Consider the following 17,157-nt stretch of genomic DNA (forward strand, 5'->3'; position numbering starts at 1 on the left):
CATGCAACGACATATCGATCAGGAACTCGGTGACTTGAAAGACCGTTTGCTCCAAATGGGGGCGTTGGTCGAAGAGCAGATCGAGCGCGCGATTACGGCCATGATCGAACGCGATGCCGTGCTGGCTGGGCAGGTCATCGAGCGCGACACGCTGGTCAATCGCTACGATGTGGAGATCGACGAAGCCTGCATCCGTCTGTTGGCCTTGCAGGCGCCCGCGGCAAAAGACCTGCGGTTTGTCACGACGGCGATGAAGATTTCCACAGAACTCGAACGCATGAGCGATCTCGCCGAAAATATCTGCGAGCGGGTCATCGAGTTGAATGAAGAACCGCAGCTGAAGCCCTATATCGATCTGCCGCGCATGGCCGCCTGGACCATGAAGATGGTGCATGAAGCGCTGGATGCCTTTGTCCGGCAGGATGCGGCCCTGGCTCGAAAAGTCTGTGCCGACGATGACTTCGTCGATAATCTGACCCATCAACTCTTTCGTGAACTCGTCTCATTCATGATCGAAAACCCCTCCACCATTACGCGGGCTATTCGACTCACCTTTATCGGCAAATACATCGAACGGATCGCGGATCACGCCACCAATATCGGCGAATTGGTCATCTATATGGTGGAAGGCAAGATCGTGCGACACATGACCCCTCCTGCTGTCCAGCCGAACACGTCCCTGAATAGCTAGCTCGGATCGCGCTTCATGGTTTCCCGTGGGTAATGGAATGGTCTTGCGCCCACGGCTTGACGCCATCTATGCCCTCCCCTTGCCTCCCCTTGCCCCTCCTTGGTAAGGAGGGGCAAGGGGAGGTCGAATCTTTGAGCGCCCACTCGGCCTCGCACGACAGACACGAGGGCATGACAGCCTGCGAAGACTCGACCCCACCTCCCCTCCCCTTACGAAGGGGAGGCATCGAAAAAGGGTGGCGCCACACGACAGGCGAAGTCCCAGGTATTTGCCTCACTCGATTTCCGGAAGCGGTGAATGGATAGAGGATGCTGTATCTTACTCGCAGGGAAGAGAGGGGGCATCCTTTCCCCGTGATAAGTATTGTGGAGGAAAACGCAGGAGAAACGAAGAGGCGGTATAGCTCTGCCCGCTAGGCGGCGTAGTGCGCGGAGAAGAGCGTGTACTCGGAGCGGTGCCGGCGCAAGGTAATTCCCCCACTGCGGGCCAAGCGGTCGACGACGTGGAAGATCTGGCTCCAGCTATACTCGGGCAGAAGAATGACGAGCGCATCCAACCCGATCACGGCTTGTTCTTCGAGATGCCCGAGAATGACGGATTCAAGCGATTCGCTCCCTATCCGGCTGGGGGCTGGTGTGTCGAGAAGTGCCTGAGCAGACATACAATCCTCCTAGAGTGTGGATGAGAAGATCGGGCCCATGGTTGGCGATGGTGCGGAATGAGCCGGTTGCGCCGGACTGAACCGGACGGCCAATACCCGGATGAGTCCGAGTGTGAGGAGAATCACCGCCAGGATGGCGAGCTTCTGCCAGTCTCCGCCGGTGAACCATTGGGAAATCACTTCCGTCAACATGACGACCAGGACGGTATCGACGATAAAGGTGACGCGCACGCGGCCGTCTGAAAAATAGGCCAGCGTCGTCTTCAGGACTTCCACCACCGCCAGCAGCATGAGTGTGTTGACGATGAGGTGACGCAGACCCTGATCGATGTCGGCGGTCAAGAGGAGCCGCAGGCCGATAAAGGTCTTGATGACTCCGCCCGCCAGTCCGACCAGGATGGTGACAATGAGGAGGCTCAGGACTGCCTGCGTCCCTTTTTCCCAGAGCAGGGTCAGATCCGGCGACGCGAAGAGCTGCCAGAGCCGGGGCAGACGCAGACGGGTTTCAGCCGATGCCAGGCTGCCGATCATAGACTCTCCTTTCCAAAAAAGAGGAACGCCAGATCGCGCCAAAGCGATTGCAGAAACAGGAACAGCCCCAGGACCACCAGGCCCTGGAAGCCGACGAGCAAGGCCTCACCGATGACTTGCGATAACATCAATGTGTTCTCCGGTTCATAGTGTCTGTCTTCTCTAAAATTCGTCGATGGAGACCGGGTGAAGGAGATCCCGGACGGAAAGCGTGCCGACGATTGCGCCGCTCTTGAATACCGCCAGATGGCGCGTGCCATGGAGTTCCATGAGGTCGGCGGCTTCCGTAATGGGCCGCTGTTCATCGATCCCGACGATGGGGCTGCTCATGATCTCTTCGACCGGAATGTAGTAGGGCACGCGGTCTGCTCCGACCACCTTCCGGACGATGTCCGGCTCCGTGACGATCCCGATGAACTGGTTGTTCTTCTTGACGAAGACGCTGCCGATCTTGTGCCGCGTCATCAATTTGGCGGCATCGATCGCCGAGGTGCCCGCTTCGATGTGGACGACACGAGGGGTCATAATGTGACTGACTGTGACCATAGAAACCTCCTTTGAACGGGTGGTTGCGAGAGCGATGGAATCGCCCGGTTGATGAGATGGGAGACGCCGGCCGCATCGCGTGTGCGAAGCAACGGGACACAGGTCTTTCCCCGGAGCCCGAGCAGGGTTTGGCCGGCATAGGCGAGAGGCACCGCGAGGCTGAGGGAGAGTAATCCGATGAAGAGCCCGATTTCCTGCGTCATGGTTCGCCTTTCCTGGAGCCTCTGAGACCGGCTCCTTGTATGGGCAAACTGTACCGCCCGGTTATTCCAGGGGGATCACCGATGGGTTAACTCTTGGTTAACTCGCAGGATGAGAGTCGTTTTGCAGGAATCGTGGCACCGGAGACAGCGCTCTCCGCGGAAGGGTCGGCCGGTCGAGCGTATGAGCACGCGTGAAACGAGGGGCTATTCGCTTTCCACGATGCGCCAGCCCTCCCGCTGCAGGCAGCGCTCGGTGGCGTTGAGGATCAGCAACTGGCTCCCCTGCTGAAGCTTCGGATCGCGGAGTACGAGATTCTGACAGCGGTTATATTCGTTCGTAAATTCCGAGGACGGTTTATTGGGGTGGACCCAATTGCTGCCTCCGCAACCGGCGAGGAGCCCTGAGAGGAGGAGCGATGCGACGATGAGGCGATTGGTCATGCAAAACCTCCCAGTGGCAGACGGATGATGCCGGAAGATAGAGCCTCCGAGGGGGTGGCGTCAAGAGCAGGCGTGAGAGTCGACGGGTCTGTCTGGTCTATTTAGTCTGTCTGGTCTGTTCGGTCTGTCTGGTCTATTCGGTCCATCCAGTTCGACCAGACAGACGAGATAGACCAGACCGACCTCCTTCAGGTTGTCAGTCGATAGGGATCTGCACCGTCACTTCATTTCCGCGATCGTTGTAACAAAGATTGGGAAAGAACGAACGAGCCAGGAAGATCCCCCGTCCGCTGGCATCTTCGGCGTTGCAGGGTGTCGTGGCCCGATGCAGCAAGGTTTTCCATTGAAACCCTTTCCCCTGATCGGCAATCCGATATTCCAGATGTCCGGCCTGACGGTCGCAATGCACATGGATCGTGACGGTGCGTTGGGCCAGGCGCGGTTGAGCCAGACGTTCCTGCACGAGTTGGCTCAGCCGATTCTGATCGATGGCCTGTTGCTTGACCTGGTAGGAAATCTCCAGATTGCCGTGCTCGACGGCGTTGAGCAGCAACTCTTGCAGCGTGCCTCGGAGATGGAGCTGTGTGGTATCGGACAAGGCCCCGGCCGTGGCTCTGATCAGCCAGGACACAATGCCGGGGATATGCCGCGGGTCTGAATCGACGGTCAGGGCGTAGTCGGAGCGCACAAGGCCTGGTGTATCCGCCATATCGGCCGGAAGCAGATAGCGCGCGCGTTGCAGCGCATGCGCCAGCTCTTCCACGCCGATCGGCTTCTGCAGAAAATCCACGGCTCCGGCGCGCAGCGCATGGATGACCGCCTGCTCGGATTGATGCGCGGCCATCACGATGACCGGGCACGGGACATGTCGCGCTCGAAGCGTTTTGGTCAGGGTCAGGCCGGCGCCTTCCGGGAGGAACGAATCGGTCAACACGATATCCGGGGCCGTGAGCTCGATGGTCGCGAGCGCCGTGCTCGGGTCGGACGCCGTGATCACGGAAAACCCCCGATCTTGCATATGGCCCAGGATCTGCGCTTGCGTCTCCCGGCAGGGATCGACCACCAGGACAGTGCAGGACGGGACGGGAGTCGTCATGATGCAGATCCGTTTGCGACGTATGCGCGCAGCGCCGCAATGAGTTGTTGGAGTTCCCGATCGACTTGGGCGCACACCGTCGCGGCGCGGTCCAAGGTGCCGGCTTTCCCGAGGGCTTCCAGCTCTTTGGTCGCCTCGAACACACGGGGAGCGGAAAATTGCAAAATGGCGCCTTTCATCCGGTGCGCGGCGCGAGCCAAGGCCTCGGCATCCCCGGCATCGAGCGCGGCCTGTGTAGCAGCCATATCTATGGGTGCCTGCTCGACGAACAATTCAGCCAGTGTGTGAAACAGGTCTTCGTCCTCATCGACCCGCGTGAGCGCTTCGGCAAGATTAAACACGACGTCGGCGCTCATAGCCGGAACTCCAATCCCAGCAACGCGGCATCGTCGGGAAAGACCGGAGACCCATGCCAGCGTTCGGCTTCCGCCATGAGCGCCGGCAGCGCCTCCCCGAGTGGTGCGGACCGATGTGCCATAAGAGTGGTCTCCAAACGCGTGGTTCCCCAGAGTTCTCCCGTAGGCGCAGGCGCTTCGTAGATCCCGTCGCTCATCAGAATCACGCGATCTCCATCCGCAATCTGGACGGTCGTGAGCTCGTAGGCGCTGTCCGGTTCAAATCCCAGGGGAAGGTGGGCGTGGGTCAGCCATTCGATGCTGCCGTCCCGCCGTTGCATGAGCGCGCCGCCATGACCGGCCGTCGCGTAGCGCAGCTGATGGGTGGTTCGATCGAAGGATCCGATCCAGATCGTAAAGTAGCTGCCGTCTTCGGTCAGGGGATACCGTCGATTGGCTTCAACCAGCATCGCCGCTGGATCGTTCTGCCTGATGCAATGCCGGAGATTTTCGGCTCTCAGGAACGTGGCGAAGGAGGCGGCGCGCAACGCGGGAGATACGCCGTGACCGGAGGCATCCAGGATGTAAAAGTAGGCCGACTGATCGTCCCATGTGGAAAAGTTAAAGAGGTCTCCTCCCAAGGCCAGCGAGGGGCGATAGATCCAGGACATGCGGATACCGGGCGTGGCGTTGCCGGCTGCCGGAAGCAGGGAGTGGATGTAGTCTGCGGCTGACCGGAGTTCGCGCTCCAGCTCGTCCTGCTTGGCGCGCAGCTCATCACGCGCGCTTTCAATGCTGCGGACCAGCGAGGCGGCGCGGAGACTGGACTGCACGCGGGCCAGGATCTCCTGCTTACTGGCGGCTTTGCTGAGGAAGTCGTCGGCCCCCCGCGCCAAACCCTCGGCGATTTGTTCCGGTTGGTCGTGGGAGGTCATGAGGATGAGTTGACTGGACAGAATGTCGGGGTCTTGCCGGACCTGCTCGCAGACCGTGGGTCCATCCATTCCCGGCATGACCCAGTCCAGGATCGTCAGATCCGGACGCTCACGCCGAAGAATGGCGAGCCCCTCCTTTCCATTGCCGGCTTCGAGGACGCGAAGTCCCATCCGCTTCAGGCGTGCGGCCATACTCAAACGGCTGACCGGCTCGTCATCCACCAGGAGCACGGTGGCGACAGCCGGAGACACAGCGGGTTTCGAAAGGGTATCAGGATTCATGGTCGTTCAATTGCTACGCGGCCTGGGCTTTCCCGTTCACCGCATCCTGTTCGTTATCGAACACCGGAATCAGCTTCGGGATATTGGCCAGTCCCAGAATTTCCCGCACATAGCTCTGGGGTCTGAGCATGCTGACTTTGCCCTGATTGAGCTTGAAGTTCTGGGAGACCAGCGCCAGCAGGCCCAGGCCCGAGCTATCGACGAACCGCACCTCGGCCATATTCAGAATGACATGGCGGCAGCCTTTTTGGCGCAAGGTCTCCACGGCGGCTTTGAACACGTCACGATGGGCGTAGGTCAGATCTCCGTTCAGGTCGAGGATCACGGCGTTGGGAATCGGTCGTTCTTTAATCTGCATCATGGTTATCCTTTCAATCTGATTGGTCGGGTCGCAACAATCGGCCTCTGCGCTTAGGCGGCTTTTTTGCTCAGCGCGGCGTCTTCACTCGCAAAGGTTGGAATCATTTGCTCGATATGGGCCAGGTTCAACACTTGTTTCACTGTTCCTTGCGCGCCGACCAAGGACAAGCTCCGGTTGGAGCTTTTGAATTGCTGTGCAGCCAGCGCGAGCAGTCCGATCGCGGCACTGTCGACAAACGTAACGCTTTTGAAATTCAGAATGACATGCGCGCACGTTTTCACCTTCTCGATTGCGGCAGAGAAATCTTTCCGGGTTCCGAAATTGAACTGCCCGGTGATGTCGAGGACATCGGCATTGCGATAGGAACGATGCACGATCTGCATGACAAACCTCCAGAGTTTAAGAATGGTGAGATACATGAGTCAGCACGGCACTGGCGATGTCTCCCAGGGGGAGGATCTTGTCGACACCGCCTAACTTGATGGCTTCCTTGGGCATTCCAAAGACCACACAACTCGCTTCATCCTGCGCGATAGTATAGGCGCCGGCCTGTTTCATCGTGAGCATGCCTTTGGCGCCGTCCCCGCCCATCCCGGTCAGGATGACCCCGACGGCGTTGCCGCCGGCATACCGCGCGACAGAGTCGAACATCACATCCACGGAAGGCCGGTGCCGATTGACCGGCGGGTCTTGATTGATGCGCACGGAATAGCGGGCGCCGTTGCGCACCAGCGTCATGTGATAACTGCCCGGGGCGATCAGGGCATGGCCCGGGAGTACGCTATCCCCATCCTGCGCTTCTTTGACCGAGATCCGGCAAATCTGGTTCATCCGGTCGGCCCATGTTTTGGTGAAGTGCTCAGGCATATGTTGGGTGATCAGAATGGGAGGCGTGTTTGGCGGAAGGACTTCCAGGACCTCTTTGACCGCTTCCGTTCCGCCGGTTGAGGAGCCGATCGCAATAATGGTATCGGTCGTCTTGATCATGGCCCCCTCACCCACCCCTCTCCCCCCAGGGGAGAGGGCTAGGGAGAGGGGACGATTGACTATTGACGATTGACCGTTGACGGGTTTCCTCAACTTGGCCATGGCGGCGGCTTTCACCTTCTCAATTAAATCCTCTGCAATCTGCCCCATGCCCTCTCGAAGATCGAGCTTGGGTTTGGTGATATAGTCGACCGCGCCGAGTTCCAGGGCCCGGAGCGTGGTCTGGCATCCGGCCTCTGTCAGGGAGCTGACCATCACGACCGGCATGGGCCGGCCCCGCATCAATTTCTCCAAGAAGGTGAGCCCGTCCATCTTGGGCATTTCCACGTCGAGGGTAATCACGTCGGGATTCAGCGCTTTGATCTTTTCGCGCGCAATGTAGGGATCCGGAGCTGAGCCCACCACTTCGATGTCCGGGTCTTTCGACAGCAGCAGCGCCAGGACTTGGCGCATCAGCGCGGAATCATCGACATTCAGGACGCGTATCTTGGCCATGAGTACCTCTCAGAACAATGTGATATCGCTCTGCACTTGTTCCTCTTGCTTGAGATGGCGGGAGTATTCCGCCTCGCGGTCGATGATGGTCGTGTTTTTGATCCGTTCAATCTTCTTCATCAATACACGGCCGGACTCCGTGAAGTAGTAGACCTTTCTTGGAAACACATCGCCCAGATCGCTCTTGGCGATCCCAAACCCGTCATTCTTCAGGTAGTGCAGAACCCATTCGATGTTCCGCGCACCGACGTCGATATTCCCTTCGTAAATACGTCCCGCTCCGAACAGCTTCACCTCGAGGCGGTGCTTCATGCCGCCGCGCTTGAGAATGCCGTTGATCAATTGCTCCATCGCAAACGAGCCATACCGGGTCGACTCCCCGCCCCAGGCATCACTGGACTGATGCTCGTTGGGTTTGGGCAGCATGAAGTGATTCATGCCTCCCACTCCGGAGATGGGATCGCGAATGCAGGCCGAGATGCAGGAGCCGAGCACGGTATAGACCACCATCGGTTCGCAGCTGACAAAGAATTCTCCGGGCAGGATCGAGGCGATCTCATGAGGAAAGCGCCGATCCGTCATGCGCCGGATATGACTAAAATGCTCAGTGTCCAGGGTAGGCATTCCGGCTAGGTCCCCTTCCGATAAATCGTGGGGGCGATGGTCGAAAATTCATGCTTGATCCACTGGAGGCTCTCAGAATGTCCGATGAACAAGTGGCCGCCCGGCTTTAAGTAGCGGTGGAACTTGGCAATGAGCCGCTCTTGCGTCGGGCGGTCGAAATAAATCATCACATTGCGGCAAAAAATTAGATCCAACGGTGACCGAATAGGGAACGTGTCGCTCATCAGATTGAGCCGGCGGAAGGTGATGAGCTTGGAGAGGTGCGGCTTCACTTTGACCAGACCGGCGCTCTTGCCCCGGCCCTTCAATAAGTGCCTTCGTGCGATGTCCGGCGAGACGGTCGTGATTCGTTCCTCGCCATACAGTCCTGCGGCGGCGTGAGCCAGAACTCGCGTCGAGATGTCGGAAGCCAGAATCCCCATATCCCACTGAGCCGGCGATGTGATGGCTTCGTGGAGGGTGATTGCAATGGTGTAGGGTTCTTCCCCGGTTGAACAGGCCGAGGACCAGATCCGAATCCGTTTCTCTCGTTCCAGCGTCGGCAGGATCTGCTCTCTGAGATAGTCGAAGTGTTTGGGCTCGCGAAAGAAATCGGTCTTGTTGGTTGAGAGCAGATCCAGCATCCGGGTGAATTCGCCGCCGCTGTCGTCCTGCGTCACCTGGTCGTAGTAGGCCGCGAAGCTGTCGATCTCCAGCTCGCGCAGCCGTTTGGACAGGCGGGAGACGACGAGGGATTGCTTATTATCCCCGAGCGAGATCCCGCTTTCGTCGTAGAGCAGCGTGCGGATCCGGTCGTATTCCTGTTTGCTGATTGGGTAATCCATCCCGTTATCCCTTGTACCAGACGAAAATCATCATATAGACCAGATAGGCTGTCCCGATCGTACCGGAGAAGGTCCACATGAGGAGATGCCCGAGTCTCCGATGCGTGGTCATTCCGGCCGCCATGGCGCCGACACTGCCATAGCGCAGACGATGCAAGCCCATGTAGAGGTTGTAGCTTCCCAGTCCGATCGTGGTCACGGCGAACAGCATGTGCGTGGCAAAGATGGGGAGATACATCGTCCAGTACTGTTGAGGGGCTCCCCCGAATTGCTCCCGCCCAAACAGCGATTGTTTGAGCACATAGGCGATCAGCCAGATCCCGACCACGGTGCAGGCAATGATCATCCGTCGGGAGTGATGCGAAACATCGTGGACTTTGGCGGATCGCACCCCGGCTAACGCCACAAAATACGCGCCGGTGATGCTGGTCAGCACGACGTACCAAAGGAGTGATTTCAGATCCATGTCATCCTCTCCGGTGGTGGTGGCGCATGAGCGGCCACGTCTCTGTATCGGTCGGTTGGTGTGGATTCTTTACTGGCCTATCTTGGGGAAAGCCGAATTTATACGGTGCGGGAGGGAGAATCGCCTTGGAGGGCGCGAGGTAGGCAGAGTGTGCCTACCCCGCGCAAGGGCTGGAATCTAGAACTCTTCGAAGTCATCGTCCTTCCGGCGACGATCATGGCCGTTGCCCGCTCCGACGCCGGCTGGAACCTTCTCATCCCCATGCTTGGCGGCCGGGGACGGTTTCTTCAGACCCGGCTTGGGCCCGTGACCGTTTGCCGCTGCCATCGGCTTGGCGGCCGGGCGGGCGGCCGCGTGATGCTCGCGTTTCTGGCTGCCGTGTCCCTCACTATGGGGGACTTTGAAGACTTCCACCTGGGTCATCAGTTCCTTGGCCTGCTCCGTCATGGATTGGCTGGCCGAGGTCGTCTCTTCCACCAGCGCCGCGTTCTGCTGCGTGGTTTCGTCCATCTGCATGATCGCCTTGTTCACCTGATCGATTCCGCTCGCCTGCTCCTGTGACGCAGCCGTGATCTCGGCGATGATGTCTGTGACGCGTTTGACGGAGCTGACAATCTCTTCCAGCGTTTTGCCGGATTGATTGACCAACTCGCTGCCGTCGGAGACGCGCTGGATAGACTCGTTGATGAGTCCCTTGATTTCTTTGGCTGCTGTGGCGGAGCGTTGGGCCAGGTTGCGGACTTCGGCAGCCACCACTGCGAAGCCTCGCCCGTGCTCCCCTGCCCGGGCCGCCTCGACGGCGGCATTTAAGGCCAGGAGGTTCGTCTGGAAGGCGATCTCGTCGATCACGGTAATGATGTCGGCGATCTTCTTGCTACTCTTGTTGATCTCGCCCATGGCGTCGACTGCGCGTGTGGTGATGGCCCCGCCTTTGTCGGCAATATCGCGGGCGGCGATGGCCAGTTGGTTGGCCTGCTTGGCGTTGTCGGCATTCTGCTTGACCGTCGAGGTCAATTCTTCCATTGAAGCCGAGGTCTCCTCCAGTGCGCTGGCCTGCTCGCTGGTGCGCTGCGCCAGATCTTCGTTCCCCTTGGTGATCTGTTCCGAGGCCGCCCCCACGCTGTCGGTCGCGTGCCGGACCGTGGTCACGACCGCAGTCAAGCGTTCCATCATGTCGTTGAAGGCTTGCGCCATGGTGCCGATTTCGTCTTTGGTATCACAGGCGACACGGCGGGTCAGATTGCCCTCTGCGGCAGATAAGGCGACTTCACCGACCTGCCGAAGCGGGTTGGCGATCATGCGGGCAATGATCCATCCGAGGAACATGCCGAGAACGATGCCGCCGATGATGATGCCGGTCAACAGCATCTTCGAGTTGGCATAGATCGCTTGGGCTTCATCGTATTTCCCTTGAGCGATTTTCACTTTGATGTCCACCAGGTTGTTGATCGCGTCGATGGAGGCTTTGAATTTCACGGCTCCGTCGCCTTTCATGGCGGCGAGTGCCCCCGCATGATCACCGGCCAGCAACAGACGGAACACGGTATTGTCCCGATAGGCTCGATAATCGTCATAGACCTTGGCGAAATCGTCGTAAGCCTTTTGGACAAGCTCGGCCTTGATGGATTTCGCAAAGTTCTCCCGGTTCTCGTCGACGAGTTTGTTCAGCTCTTTCACTTTGGCCAGCGAGTCCTCGCGGTCGGCGGCATTGGCGGTCAGCAATGCCGTGATCGTTTGCGAGCGCATCTGGTACACCAGGCCACGCACTTTAGTGAGAGTCATGAGGGGCTTGAGCTGCACGGTATAGATATTGTCGGTGGATTGGGTGATCGTCCCCATATTCGTGATGCCCATATAACCGACAAAGGCCATGAGCGCTCCCATGGCGGCAAAGCCCAGCATTAACTTACTGCCCACTTTCATATTGTTGAACCAACTGAACATGATGACGTCCTTTCGATGATGGTTGCGAACGCTGTCGCGCGAATGCGTTAGGCTGCCTTGTCGAGTGCGTGCATGGCTTCTGTCTCATCGGCGGTGAGGACCTGGTCGATATTGAGCAAGGAGACCAGCTTGTCCCCGCATTTGCCGATTCCGCTGAGAAAGCTGACATCGACGTTGGTCCCGAATTGCGGAGGGGGCTGAATGTCTTTGGCGGCGATATCCAGAACGTCCGACACGGCATCCACGATCACCCCCATGATGCGATCGCGCACGACGACGACCACGATCACGGTGAACATGGTCGGTTCGACTTCCGGCATCCCGAACTTGCTGCGCAGATTCACGATGGGCACGATGGTGCCGCGCAGATTCAGCACGCCCTTGATGAAGCCTGGGGTGTTGGGGATGCGGGTGACGGCGGTGTAGCCTTTGATCTCCTGGACGCGCAGGATATCGACGCCGTAGTGTTCGTCGCCCAGGGTGAAGCTCAGAAACTGATTTCCGCCGGTCGCGAGACCGAGGCCGGCCGTCGTCTCAGCGCTGAGGGTGGCGGGCGTCTGTGTCATGCCTGCTGCCATAGAATCCTCCTTGTAGTCTGTCGGGTCTGTCTCGTCTCTCTAGAAACCCGGCGCATTCGACTGGCCGGCCCAGGATTGGCCGCAACGGTCCGTCCTGTTCTGGTCATCTCCCCTCATGATCCTGATGCCCCTCGCGTTGACTTCCCCCGTCAGAATCCCTACACTTTGCGCCGTCGCACGAGAGGACGGCTATGGATTCCGAATCCCTGACACAGGTTGAACGGATCGTGACAGCGGTTACCGAAGGCCTCCGCCAGGACATAGCGGCGCTGCGTCACGACATGGCGGCGCTCCGCCAGTCCACCGACACCACGGCGACGGAACTTCGCCAGGACATAGCGGCGCTCCGCCAAGCCACCGACACCACGGCGACGGAACTCCGTCAGGACATGGCGGCGCTCCGCCAGTCCACGGAAATGACCGCTGAGGACATCAAACGTCATACTGGTGTATTGGTTGAAGGACTTCGCCACGATATCCAATCGGTCGCCGAGGGATTTCAGATGCATCTCGATCGCCGGCATGCCGAAGACCATGAATACATGGATCAAGAATTTCGAGAACTGCGCGCGCTCCTGAAATTGTCCTACGCGCAACTCCATGACCGCGTCGAAGCGCTTGATCATCGGGTCAGCCGTATCGAACAGCATCTTGGCCTCTCGGAGTGAGTCCGTCTCGAACATGATTGCGATTCACCGCTCTGCGTGAAGCGTCGTCCGTTTCCGGATTCTGATGTTTCCCGCTTCACGCTTCCCATCCCGTTCATGCCGCGACGGAAAGTCCGTGACGGCTGAGTTCGATCAAGCCCCGCACATCGAGGATGAAGCTGACTGTTCCATCGCCGAGAATCGTCGCGCCGGCGATGCCCTCGACTTTTCGGAAGTTCTTTTCAAGGCTCTTGATGACCACCTGCTGTTGTCCCAGCAGCTCATCCACCATGACCGCCACGCGCTCCTGCTCGGTTTCCAGCATGACCAGAATCGCCTTGGTCGGATCCTGACAATCCGCCTCGATGGAAAAGGCCTCGGAGAGGCGCACGATCGGATGGTACGAGCCGCGCACTTCCACCACTTCGCCCTTACCGGTAATAGTCTTGACGGACGCCGCCGTCGGTTGAATCGATTCCAGGATCGAGACCAGCGGGATAATGTAACTTTCCCGTCCGACCCGCACCGTCATCCCTTCGATGATCGCCAGGGTCAGCGGGAGCTTGAGGGTAAACGTCGTGCCTTTGCCCAGCGCGGTCTTGATGCTGACGGTTCCGCCGAGGGCTTGGATGTTCTTTTTCACGACATCCATGCCGACGCCCCGGCCGGACACGTCGGTGATCTTGTCGGCTGTGGAAAAGCCCGGTCGGAAAATCAATCCGTTGATCTGATCGTCGGAGAGCTTCTCCCCGTCTGCGATCAGGCCTTGCTTGATGGCCTTGGCCAGGATCTTGTCCCGGTTCAGCCCGCGCCCGTCGTCTTCGACCGTGATGCAGATGCTGCCCCCTTCATGAAAGGCATTCATGCGGATCGTGCCCAGTTCCGGCTTGCCGGCGGCGAGGCGTTCTTCCGGTGGCTCCAGCCCATGGTCGGCGGAGTTTCTGACCAGGTGCGTGAGCGGATCGCCGATCGATTCGATGACGGTTTTATCGAGTTCGGTCTCTTCGCCCGAGAGGAGGAGCTGGATCTTCTTCCCGGATTTGCCGGACAGATCGCGCACCAGTCGGGGGAAGCGGCTGAAGGTACTGCCGATGGGAAGCATGCGAATGCCCATGACCCGCTCTTGGATTTCTCGGGTATTGCGTTCCAGCTGAGCGACCCGCTCGACCAGGACGGGCAGCTGGCTCATGTCGAACCGGGTGCCCAGCGAGCTCAACATTGATTGGGTGATGACCAGCTCTCCGACCAGATTGATCAGCTTGTCGATCTTGCCGGTATCCACGCGAATCGAAGCGGCATCCCCGCCTTTCTTCGCCTGAGTGGCGGTATCGCCCTGTTTCTGCAGCGCCTGGGAGATCTGTTGGGGCGTCGCCGCGTGCTGCTCGACCAGAATCTCTCCGAGCCGCTTCTGTTGAGACAGCGCTTTGTCCAGTGTTTCGCGTGAGACCACGCCGCTTTCGACCAGGATTTCGCCTAATGGTTTAGGTTCGCTGTCTTTAGAAGTGACGGGTGACTGGTCACTGGTGACGGAAGAAGAATCTGGCTCGTGACGCGTCACGCGTCCCTGGTCGCATTCTTCAATGGTGAGTTCGCCTTCGTCCCGAACAAAATCGAAGACCCCTTCGACCACTGCCTGCTCTTTGGGCGTCTCGAGTTCCAGCGTCCAGGTCAGATAGCAGGACTCAGGATCCAGGGATTCGAATGCAGGAAACCGGCTGGTATCGAGCCGGCGCGAGACGATCGTGCCGAGGTCTTCAAGTTCGCCGATCATGCGAACGGGATCGAGCCCTCGTTGAAACAGCCAGGTCGGAGCGGCCCACCTGATGCGAAAGCGATGAAGGCCGGGTGCGGAGGAAGCCGCGGCAGAGGTAGTGGGCGATGCAGACGAGGGTGTGGAAGGCGTGCTCCCCGGAGCCTCTCCGCCTTCGGCTGCAGCAGCGAGTTGCTGTTCAAGCTGTCGCAAGAGGTCCGTATCGGGCGCCGCTCCGCCTCTGGCGGCTTCGATCAGAATCTTGAGCTGGTCAGTCGACCGTAGGAGGATGTCGGTAATCTCAGGGGTGACGGAAAATTTGCCGTTCCGCAGTTGATCCAGGAGCGTTTCCATCTTATGGGTGAACTGACCCACGGCGGTGAAGCCGAACATCCCGCTGTTCCCTTTGATGGAATGGGCGGCCCGGAAGATCCGGTTCAGGAGATCGAGATCGTCCGGACGCTGTTCGAGTTGCAGCAATCCGTCCTCGATTGCGGTGAGGTGTTCCGACGACTCTTCAAAGAAGGCGTCCTGAAATTGGGAGAGATCAGTGCTCATAAGGCCTCGTGATGCGTGAGGAGTGAAGGGTGATGTGGAGACAATGCAAGATCCGACTGATCACACATCACGGGTCACCCTTCACGGTTGTCAACCGGGTAATACTTTTTGGACGACTTTCAGCATTTGTTCGGGATTGAAGGGCTTGACGATCCAGCCGGTTGCGCCGGCGGCCTGTCCCGCTTTCTTCTTGTCATCGGCCGACTCGGTGGTGAGCATCAAGATCGGCGTGAATTTGAAGGCCGGCATCTTCCGAATCTCTTGGATGAGGGTAATGCCGTCCATCTCGGGCATATTGAGGTCGGTGACGACCAGGGCGGGTTTGGCGCCGCCGTTCAACTTGCCGACGGCTTCCTTGCCGTTGCCGGCCTCGACGATCTCATATCCCGCCCCTTTCAAGGTATAAGCGACCATTTGCCGCATGGTCGATGAGTCGTCTACGATCAACACTGTCTTTCCCATGTCATCCTCCACCCGGTGTGGCGTTATCGGTTCCGTGCGACGCGGTATCCCTGCGCATGACTGCCTAAAACAACACGATATCCTCATGGGCCGCCTGCTGGGCGGCGCCCTGATCGGTGCCCAGGTTCGTGGAATGCACCTGCCGTTCCTCCCGCATGGTGTAGCTCTGCTGGAGCTTGTGCACGTACTCCGTCGTCCCGTTGAACGACTCGGGAGCCACCCCGCGGGTGGCTGCAAGGAGATCCTCCTGCAACACTTTTAAAGGCTCGATGACATGCTCGAGTTTCTGTCGGGCGCTATCCTGGAACTGCAGGGCCATGACGATAGCGGCGATATCCTGGCCTAACCGTTCGGCGCTGAGTTGCGTGTTGCCGACATTCGAGCGCAGGGCGTCGTTCTTTTCCGTGAGGGTCTTCGTCATATGATCGAGTTTTTCCTTTGAGGCTAAGGTCTTGGTGAGGTCGATGGACGCAAGTTCCTCGACCTCGGTCATCGCCTGCTGGCTTTCTCGCTGCACATCCATGACGAGCTTCTTGATATTGATCGCGGCTTGCCCAGAACGGTTCGCGAGCTTCGTGACTTCGTCTGCCACCACGGCAAAGCCCCGTCCATGCTCCCCGGCTCGGGCTGCTTCGATGGCGGCATTCAGCGCCAGTAACCGGGTCTGGTCGGCAATAAAGGTGATCTCGCCGAGAATGCCGCTGATGGCCTTGGTGCTGGAATCCATCTTGTCCATCGTCGTGGACACACTCATGGCGATGGTCGAGGATTGCGCCACGTCCCTGACAAATTGGTCGAGCATCTTGGAGGTTTCCCCCACGACGTCTACGTTGTCCTCGTCTCCGTTCGAAAAGAGCGCGGCGGATTCGTTGGCCTGTTCCTTGGCCCGATGGGCGATCTCTTGAAAGCGTTGGCCCAAGTCGAGGATCGCCTGTTCGCTCTGCGCGATCACGCCTTGCAACTGGCCGTTCATGATCGGCACGAGCGGCGCCAGCGTGGCGCAAACGGCGGATTGGTAGCGCGTGCTGGTCTTCGCCTGCGTCGCTTCGAGGCGCGCCGTTTCCTCCGCGAGCCGGATAGCCAGGCGGCGCCGGCAATACCCGGCCATCCCCAGGGCGCCACAGACGACTCCCATCGCAGCGAACGCGACTTCGTTCCACATCACGTGAGCCCTTGTCCTTTCGGCCGCGTCCATCCCATCTGAGCGAACCGTTCTGTGACGCGAGCTGGTACATTGATGAGTTGCACCGACTCGTGGAGACAGGCCGCGATGAGCAGCTGGAGCGCGGATGCATCCACGGTTCCTGTTTCTCCAAGATCGACAGTGATGCCCTGGCCTTGTTTCAAGCCCGCCTGCAATTGGGTTTTGAAGTCGCTGATTTCAAATATCGTCAGGTCGCCGCTGGGGGCTAGAAGCAAAGGGTCCGTCATCGAGCCTCCTGTCGTGAATCCAAAAAGTCCGTATCCCTTACGAACTATCGAAGCACTACCATATCGGCGCGGTGTGCGCGATCTTGAGCTCGTTGTGAAGAATATCTGCGATTAATTCGTCGAGGGGGTGCTGCTTGACCCTGGGGACTGCAGTTCTGTCGGTATGTCATCCAGCGGCGCAGAGGGGAACGCATTGTCTTGTTGCTCCGGCCGGACCGGCGCATGTTCGAGGATCACCACTTCAACCCGCCGGTTTTTGGCCCGCTGTTCGGGCGTGAGGTTCTCGACGAGCGGCCGGGAGTCGGCATA

The 17,157-nt window shown here is 59.0% G+C and carries 24 protein-coding genes; 1 reads left to right on the forward strand and 23 read right to left on the reverse strand.

The genetic code is table 11. The features are described 5' to 3' along the window. Position 1: 1 nt before the first annotated feature. Complete coding sequence (gene phoU, locus Q8N04_04425) at positions 2–691, forward strand: phosphate signaling complex protein PhoU (protein ID MDP3089897.1); 690 nt, start codon at positions 2–4, stop codon at positions 689–691. 412 nt (positions 692–1,103) lie between these two features. Here the strand turns inward: phoU and Q8N04_04430 are convergent, their stop codons facing one another. The 23 genes from Q8N04_04430 to Q8N04_04540 all read right to left on the reverse strand — a co-directional run. Then, positions 1,104–1,352, reverse strand: a complete 249-nt coding sequence (locus Q8N04_04430) for a hypothetical protein (protein MDP3089898.1) — start codon at positions 1,350–1,352, stop codon at positions 1,104–1,106. 9 nt (positions 1,353–1,361) lie between these two features. Next, positions 1,362–1,883, reverse strand: a complete 522-nt coding sequence (locus tag Q8N04_04435) for a phosphate-starvation-inducible PsiE family protein (protein ID MDP3089899.1) — start codon at positions 1,881–1,883, stop codon at positions 1,362–1,364. Continuing rightward, entirely contained in the window at positions 1,880–2,011 is a 132-nt protein-coding gene (locus tag Q8N04_04440; protein ID MDP3089900.1) for a hypothetical protein, read from the reverse strand. Before Q8N04_04440 ends, Q8N04_04435 begins: the two co-directional genes overlap by 4 nt. 34 nt (positions 2,012–2,045) lie before the next feature. Continuing rightward, positions 2,046–2,429: a CBS domain-containing protein gene (locus tag Q8N04_04445; GenBank protein MDP3089901.1), complete on the reverse strand. Its 384-nt coding sequence runs from the start codon at positions 2,427–2,429 to the stop codon at positions 2,046–2,048. Then, on the reverse strand, positions 2,405–2,632 hold the full coding sequence (locus Q8N04_04450) for a hypothetical protein (protein MDP3089902.1): 228 nt from the start codon (positions 2,630–2,632) through the stop codon (positions 2,405–2,407). Before Q8N04_04450 ends, Q8N04_04445 begins: the two co-directional genes overlap by 25 nt. Positions 2,633–2,836: 204 nt before the next feature. Further along, a complete protein-coding gene (locus Q8N04_04455) occupies positions 2,837–3,073 on the reverse strand; it encodes a hypothetical protein (protein ID MDP3089903.1) in 237 nt (78 codons plus the stop codon). 196 nt (positions 3,074–3,269) lie between these two features. After that, complete coding sequence (locus Q8N04_04460) at positions 3,270–4,169, reverse strand: response regulator (GenBank protein MDP3089904.1); 900 nt, start codon at positions 4,167–4,169, stop codon at positions 3,270–3,272. Continuing rightward, the gene (locus Q8N04_04465; protein ID MDP3089905.1) at positions 4,166–4,525 is read right to left on the reverse strand and encodes an Hpt domain-containing protein; all 360 of its coding nucleotides are present in this window, start codon (positions 4,523–4,525) and stop codon (positions 4,166–4,168) included. Before Q8N04_04465 ends, Q8N04_04460 begins: the two co-directional genes overlap by 4 nt. Next, entirely contained in the window at positions 4,522–5,721 is a 1,200-nt protein-coding gene (locus tag Q8N04_04470; GenBank protein ID MDP3089906.1) for a SpoIIE family protein phosphatase, read from the reverse strand. The genes Q8N04_04465 and Q8N04_04470 overlap by 4 nt, the downstream gene beginning before the upstream one ends. Before the next feature lie 13 nt (positions 5,722–5,734). Then, positions 5,735–6,082 carry an STAS domain-containing protein gene (locus Q8N04_04475; GenBank protein ID MDP3089907.1) on the reverse strand — a complete coding sequence of 116 codons (348 nt, stop codon included), beginning with the start codon at positions 6,080–6,082 and terminating at the stop codon, positions 5,735–5,737. 50 nt (positions 6,083–6,132) lie between these two features. After that, complete coding sequence (locus Q8N04_04480; GenBank protein ID MDP3089908.1) at positions 6,133–6,465, reverse strand: STAS domain-containing protein; 333 nt, start codon at positions 6,463–6,465, stop codon at positions 6,133–6,135. 16 nt (positions 6,466–6,481) lie between these two features. Beyond that, complete coding sequence (locus tag Q8N04_04485) at positions 6,482–7,564, reverse strand: chemotaxis response regulator protein-glutamate methylesterase (protein MDP3089909.1); 1,083 nt, start codon at positions 7,562–7,564, stop codon at positions 6,482–6,484. Positions 7,565–7,573: 9 nt separating this feature from the next. Next, entirely contained in the window at positions 7,574–8,188 is a 615-nt protein-coding gene (locus tag Q8N04_04490; protein MDP3089910.1) for a hypothetical protein, read from the reverse strand. Between the two features lie 5 nt (positions 8,189–8,193). Beyond that, entirely contained in the window at positions 8,194–9,012 is an 819-nt protein-coding gene (locus tag Q8N04_04495; protein ID MDP3089911.1) for a protein-glutamate O-methyltransferase, read from the reverse strand. 4 nt (positions 9,013–9,016) lie between these two features. Further along, complete coding sequence (locus Q8N04_04500) at positions 9,017–9,478, reverse strand: DUF420 domain-containing protein (protein ID MDP3089912.1); 462 nt, start codon at positions 9,476–9,478, stop codon at positions 9,017–9,019. A 177-nt stretch (positions 9,479–9,655) separates the two neighbouring features. After that, positions 9,656–11,422 (reverse strand): methyl-accepting chemotaxis protein, encoded by a 1,767-nt coding sequence (locus tag Q8N04_04505; protein MDP3089913.1) that lies wholly within the window; start codon positions 11,420–11,422, stop codon positions 9,656–9,658. A gap of 47 nt (positions 11,423–11,469) precedes the next feature. Further along, complete coding sequence (locus Q8N04_04510; GenBank protein MDP3089914.1) at positions 11,470–12,000, reverse strand: chemotaxis protein CheW; 531 nt, start codon at positions 11,998–12,000, stop codon at positions 11,470–11,472. Positions 12,001–12,158: 158 nt separating this feature from the next. Beyond that, complete coding sequence (locus Q8N04_04515) at positions 12,159–12,683, reverse strand: hypothetical protein (GenBank protein MDP3089915.1); 525 nt, start codon at positions 12,681–12,683, stop codon at positions 12,159–12,161. Positions 12,684–12,762: 79 nt separating this feature from the next. Further along, positions 12,763–14,955, reverse strand: a complete 2,193-nt coding sequence (locus Q8N04_04520) for a chemotaxis protein CheA (GenBank protein ID MDP3089916.1) — start codon at positions 14,953–14,955, stop codon at positions 12,763–12,765. A 90-nt stretch (positions 14,956–15,045) separates the two neighbouring features. Further along, positions 15,046–15,417 (reverse strand): response regulator, encoded by a 372-nt coding sequence (locus Q8N04_04525; GenBank protein ID MDP3089917.1) that lies wholly within the window; start codon positions 15,415–15,417, stop codon positions 15,046–15,048. A 64-nt stretch (positions 15,418–15,481) separates the two neighbouring features. Then, the gene (locus tag Q8N04_04530; protein MDP3089918.1) at positions 15,482–16,579 is read right to left on the reverse strand and encodes a methyl-accepting chemotaxis protein; all 1,098 of its coding nucleotides are present in this window, start codon (positions 16,577–16,579) and stop codon (positions 15,482–15,484) included. Further along, positions 16,579–16,848, reverse strand: coding sequence for an STAS domain-containing protein (locus tag Q8N04_04535; GenBank protein ID MDP3089919.1), 270 nt, complete (start codon positions 16,846–16,848; stop codon positions 16,579–16,581). Before Q8N04_04535 ends, Q8N04_04530 begins: the two co-directional genes overlap by 1 nt. 111 nt (positions 16,849–16,959) lie before the next feature. Further along, the coding region (locus Q8N04_04540) for a hypothetical protein (protein MDP3089920.1) at positions 16,960–17,157 on the reverse strand (198 nt) is incomplete at its 5' end.

The sequence above is a fragment of the Nitrospira sp. genome, assembly GCA_030692565.1.
Lineage (GTDB): Bacteria > Nitrospirota > Nitrospiria > Nitrospirales > Nitrospiraceae > Nitrospira_D.